A 4,649-nucleotide genomic window follows, 5' to 3' on the forward strand; every position below is an offset into this window, starting at 1 on the left:
GCTCAGTGAACGAGCAACACCGGCTATGAAAAAGCAGGTGGACGCCAGTTCCTACACCACTTCCCGGGGCACTACCCGAAATCATGTCTGAGAATCCAATGACATGCTCTTACGTCCTTCTTACGTATAATCAGGAGGAAACGGTATACGAGGCGCTACAAAGCGCACTTGCACAAGAGTGCCAGCCCATAGAAATCATAGTCTCCGATGACTGCTCGAAAGACAATACGTTTCAAATCATTCAAGAAACGGTTTCGTCCTATAAGGGACCACATACGATCATTTTGAACCGGAATGAACGTAATCTAGGCCTTGCGGGGCACATTGACCGTATTCACGATCTCAGCACAGGCGACATCATCATTGCTGCTGCGGGTGATGATATTTCCTTGCCGAACCGTAGTCGACGCATCATCCAGGCTTTCGAAGAATCCAATCCACTTCTAGTTTGCTCCTTGGCCGAGGTTATTGATGCAAGCGGAAATCGAATTGATGGAGAGTTTCACGAAGCGACGTTTTACGCCACCACAGATCTGAAGAAAGTCGCAAAATCCAAATCCCTTTACATAGGCGCAAGTGGCGCGTGGCACCGCGACCTTTACCGCAAATATGGGAAAATCAACCCATTATCTTATGAGGATATCGTTTTTGGCTTTCGGGCGGCGCTGGAGGGAAGGGTTGTCGTAATCGAAGAAAAACTGGTGAAATATCGACTAGGTTTCGGCATAACCAGCTCTACCCTGACTCCGTCTGACATACCCACTTTCATTGCGAATAGGGTTAGGGGGTTTGTGGTTATTCAGGCGTGTTTTCAACAGCGTCTAGAGGATGCCAGCACCTACGGGCTCGATCCGGCTTCACCCGTTTGGCGCATGCTCGAACATGTCCTCATCAAATCCAAACTCGGTCACTACTATTATGAGGACAGGGCGGAGTTTCGCCGAGAGGCGGTCATACATCCCTTTCTGGCACTGAACACGATATATTCCGAGCGGCGCCGCAAACGAAAGATTATGCGAAGATTAGCAAGGCAAAAGCGAGATCAGACTTGAGCAGCAAACAAACCGTCTCTCGAAAATGACGAGAATTTCCGTTGTAATTCCAGTTTACAAGGGTGAAGACTACCTTCGCCAAACGCTCACGTCACTCGGCGCCCAAAGCTTTACGGATTTTGAAGTTCTCTGCGTTGACGACTGCTCGCCGGATTCCAGCAGTGATATCATACAGGAATTTGCAGAGTGCGATCCTAGAGTCCGTTATCTCAGGACAGAACAGAATCTGGGGATCGCACCCAAGGTAATGAATTTTGCCGCCCCCTATGCTGTCGGCGACTACTTTGTATATAGCTCGCAGGACGATCTTTTTTCAGCGGACTGGCTGGAAAAGATGCATCAGCGGGCGTTGGATACAGGCGCTGACGCGGTATTGCCGAATGTCGAATTTTCCCACGAGGGCGGATCAGAAAATAGAAAACTGGTGGGTTATCATGGGGATACCGAGGTCGTAATATCAGGTCGCGACGCTTTTTTGTCTTCGCTGAAGTGGGAGATCTCGGGTAACGCATTGTGGCGCATGAAGCTGCTGAAAGATATCGGTTATTTTGATTTTGGAACGTTTGCAGACGAGTTTACCGTGCGCTATTTCTTTCTTCGCTGCGAGGCCGTAGCATTCTGCGATGCTGTTTTTTTCTATCGGCAAGACAACCCGAACGCCATTACCAAGACTCCAAGTGCGAAATTGCTGGACGCACCTCACAACCACTTCATGATATGGAAGTTGATCGTGGATAGCGGTTTCGGCGCCGACATTCATGGTCCTTATGCACTGGAAACGCTACGCTCGTTGATCAAGGCGCAGGCCCTTTTATTCAGCGCGCCGGACTTGAGAGAACATCGCCATAAGATCGACAGTCAATTTCAAGATCTCAAAACGACCGAGTTCAAAGCATCGTTGAAAACGGTAAGCAAGCAGAGAGTTGGGCGCGGGCGCAAGGTATCCTACCTGTTCGCTCTTCGATCGCGTTTGTGGCTGAACTATCTATCGAGAGCATCTCTCTATGCGGATAGATTAAAGACTTTCAGGCGAAACATCCGAGCCAAGTGATGGGCGCCAGAGCAATGGGAGTAGACTACGCCTCCAGGCTTCTGACCAATCGCTGGGTTGCGGCCTCAAACTCCGCCGGGCAAACCGTGTAGCCGGTTACAAACGCGTCTCCCGTCGTCTGCAGCTTCTTGTCAGGCTTGGCCTCGATGAAGTCGAGTTGATGCCCCAGAAGCCGCGCGAGGCTGGAATAGCTGCAGAATTCGGAATACTCCGATGGCAACCAGCTGAGCGCTTTCATGGGGCACTCGCGAAATATCATGCCGACCCAGGCCGCTCCCGACGCGCCGATCACTGAACTGGCTGAGGCAAATAGCTCGGCCTGCTCCCTTAGAGACAGAGTTTCAGGGCTGACCGGCTCAAAACCATAGCGCTCAGCAATGGCACGGATTTCGTCCTGATTATAGGCGCGTTGCTGTGGCGGTCGCTGGAGGAAAATCCGCCGCTCCGCTGCGGCTGGACGTTTGTCTGCAAACAGATTTGACCGAAAGGCTTCGATGAAGCTCTGCAATTCGGCATCGTGCTGAGCATAGTCGTCGATACTCGGCCACTCCCCCGGGGCCATATTGAAAGGGCCGATACTGACATCGTCGAAAACGACCAGTTCATTTGCGAAATTCCGTGCGTTGTATTTCAGGAAACGCACCTCCCGTTTTCCTGAAAACAGAGCAAGAGCATCGGCGAAGGACGGGATGCGCCGGCACTCCTCAGGAACGAGAAGCGGCAGATGGTCAAACTCGGACGGCAATCTTTGCGCCAGGTAAGCCTTGGGCAGACACTCGATGACGAAATGGTACCAGTTGGACGATCCGGCCCCACCGATGAATATACCGCTATCGACTTCGTCTTCTGCGGAGATGGCGCCAACGGCTGTGTTTTTGCTAAGATGGAACAAGTTTTCGTCAGCGGTCGCCGTTCGCCCTCTATCGCTGAGCACCGGGTTGGGCAGATAGAGCAAGTCATCCTGAAGAAACGCCGAGGAACTTATCGTAAACACTGGCTGCTGAACGATCCGTGCCCTGATTGGCGGGAAGTCTCCCGTTCTGACGCGCGGTTCCCCTTCATTCCAGCGCGGCGCCTCGACGCGGGAGGTCGACTGGCCAGCGACGGTTGCGAATGGCGCGGCCACATCGCTGAAGTTGGCGACCCGCACGGATCGCATTCCGAATGCTTCGAGTATTGATGAGCCCAACCTGCCCGTCGGTCGGCGGCATGCCCATCGGAAGAGAGCTTCGGCCACTTTTCTCTTGATCTTGCGTCGCATATTTCGACCTCAAAGATCTATCATGGCGTGACTATGTAGGGCGGGCAACTCGGCAGCGCGAAGGTGCACCTCTGCGGTCATTTCACCGCCGCCAGAAAATCTTCATAGTCGCGATAGTAGTCTGACTCATCATAAGGATGCGATGCCAGGACCATGCAGACAGCACCCTGACTGAAGGCGTCCATCTCCCGCCAAATCAGTCGATTGATGTAGAGCCCCTTTCGCGGATCACGCAGCCAGTACTCCGACTTTTTGCGTCCATCGTCGATCTTCATGCGAAAGCTGCCTGAAAGGGCGAAAACCACCTGTTGCAGTTCACGATGCGCATGCCCGCCACGCTCGGAATCCGTTGGCACGTTGTAGAGGTAGTAGACCCGCGCAATGTTGAACGGCACATGGGTGCCCCCTTCGACGAAGGTCAGATCGCCGCGAGGATCGTGAATCTGTGGCAGGTCGATCAGGTGAACCGAGCCCTGGTTTGCGTCATCACTCATGGCGCATCCTTGCGCAGAATTTCCCGAAATCCAATCCGTTGATCTTCGAAACGCTTCGCGGAAAGCTCGAAATAGTAGTTATCGGCATCTTCGTCGATCTCGGTCATGCCGAACCTCCTGTAAAACGACAGCGCTCGATGGTTTTCCTTGCGCACGTCAATGAGCGCCATTTGACATCCAAGGATGTCAAAACCCACACCGAGGGACAAAACAGCACTTTCCAGCGCGGCCTTCGGCGGCTTGTTACCATCGAGGATCCAGCTCCCCCAGGTAAAGCGGTCGCCCTGAATATCATAGAGCCGGACCACGCCGCATCGCCCCCCGCCCCGCCGCTGGATCACGTAGTAGTATTCGCGCCCTTCAGCTTCGCGGCGCTTGTAGCTATCGATCCAGTTTCGCTGATCCTCGACCGTGCCGGTGACTTGGGAAAGGTGCACGTTGAAATCCGGATTGAGGCGCAGTGCATGGATATAATCGGCGTCCTCTGGCGTCACCAGTCGCAGGCTCAGGCTGGGGCCCTCGATCAGTTCGGGTGTTGTCATATCAGGGCCTCGTCTCGCATCCACGCTGTGCGTATCCTGTTTCGTTGCCGGTAAACAACCATTTCCCTCTGCCGGGTTCCTTGAGTGGATCGCGCGCATAGGTGCTTGAAAACAACCCGCCACCTAAAATTCTAAGATTCTGATAATTCATTGATCTTGGTCAATACCAGTGCGGTCGTGTCGCGAAGGTGGTGGAAATTTGAAGGTGGCGTAATCTCCGGGTGAACTTGAACCCACCCAACCGGCGGC

Annotated in this window: 5 protein-coding genes; 2 read left to right on the forward strand and 3 right to left on the reverse strand. The window is 53.4% G+C overall.

From position 1 onward, the window contains the following. Nucleotides 1–83: 83 nt before the first annotated feature. Together ACEWPL_RS19260 and ACEWPL_RS19265 are read left to right on the forward strand one after the other, a co-directional pair. Nucleotides 84–1,052, forward strand: a complete 969-nt coding sequence (locus ACEWPL_RS19260; RefSeq protein ID WP_393930229.1) for a glycosyltransferase — start codon at nucleotides 84–86, stop codon at nucleotides 1,050–1,052. Between the two features lie 25 nt (nucleotides 1,053–1,077). After that, complete coding sequence (locus tag ACEWPL_RS19265; RefSeq protein ID WP_393930231.1) at nucleotides 1,078–2,103, forward strand: glycosyltransferase family 2 protein; 1,026 nt, start codon at nucleotides 1,078–1,080, stop codon at nucleotides 2,101–2,103. A 25-nt stretch (nucleotides 2,104–2,128) separates the two neighbouring features. Here the strand turns inward: ACEWPL_RS19265 and ACEWPL_RS19270 are convergent, their stop codons facing one another. The 3 genes from ACEWPL_RS19270 to ACEWPL_RS19280 all read right to left on the reverse strand — a co-directional run bounded on the left by ACEWPL_RS19270 (nucleotide 2,129) and on the right by ACEWPL_RS19280 (nucleotide 4,400). Then, nucleotides 2,129–3,364 carry a glycosyltransferase family 61 protein gene (locus ACEWPL_RS19270; RefSeq protein ID WP_393930233.1) on the reverse strand — a complete coding sequence of 412 codons (1,236 nt, stop codon included), beginning with the start codon at nucleotides 3,362–3,364 and terminating at the stop codon, nucleotides 2,129–2,131. A gap of 77 nt (nucleotides 3,365–3,441) precedes the next feature. Further along, complete coding sequence (locus tag ACEWPL_RS19275; protein ID WP_393930235.1) at nucleotides 3,442–3,858, reverse strand: sugar 3,4-ketoisomerase; 417 nt, start codon at nucleotides 3,856–3,858, stop codon at nucleotides 3,442–3,444. After that, nucleotides 3,855–4,400 carry a GNAT family N-acetyltransferase gene (locus ACEWPL_RS19280; RefSeq protein WP_393930237.1) on the reverse strand — a complete coding sequence of 182 codons (546 nt, stop codon included), beginning with the start codon at nucleotides 4,398–4,400 and terminating at the stop codon, nucleotides 3,855–3,857. Before ACEWPL_RS19280 ends, ACEWPL_RS19275 begins: the two co-directional genes overlap by 4 nt. Nucleotides 4,401–4,649: the final 249 nt, after the last annotated feature.

This window comes from Roseovarius roseus (assembly GCF_043355935.2).
GTDB classification, from domain to species: Bacteria; Pseudomonadota; Alphaproteobacteria; order Rhodobacterales; family Rhodobacteraceae; genus Roseovarius; species Roseovarius roseus.

Bases quoted from the DNA above. Each gene is read 5' to 3' on its own strand.
- ACEWPL_RS19265 (WP_393930231.1), top strand. From the start codon at position 1,078: ATGACGAGAATTTCCGTTGTAATTCCAGTTTACAAGGGTGAAGACTAC.
- ACEWPL_RS19280 (WP_393930237.1), bottom strand. From the start codon at position 4,400: ATGACAACACCCGAACTGATCGAGGGCCCCAGCCTGAGCCTGCGACTG.
- ACEWPL_RS19275 (WP_393930235.1), bottom strand. From the start codon at position 3,858: ATGAGTGATGACGCAAACCAGGGCTCGGTTCACCTGATCGACCTGCCA.
- ACEWPL_RS19260 (WP_393930229.1), top strand. From the start codon at position 84: ATGTCTGAGAATCCAATGACATGCTCTTACGTCCTTCTTACGTATAAT.
- ACEWPL_RS19270 (WP_393930233.1), bottom strand. From the start codon at position 3,364: ATGCGACGCAAGATCAAGAGAAAAGTGGCCGAAGCTCTCTTCCGATGG.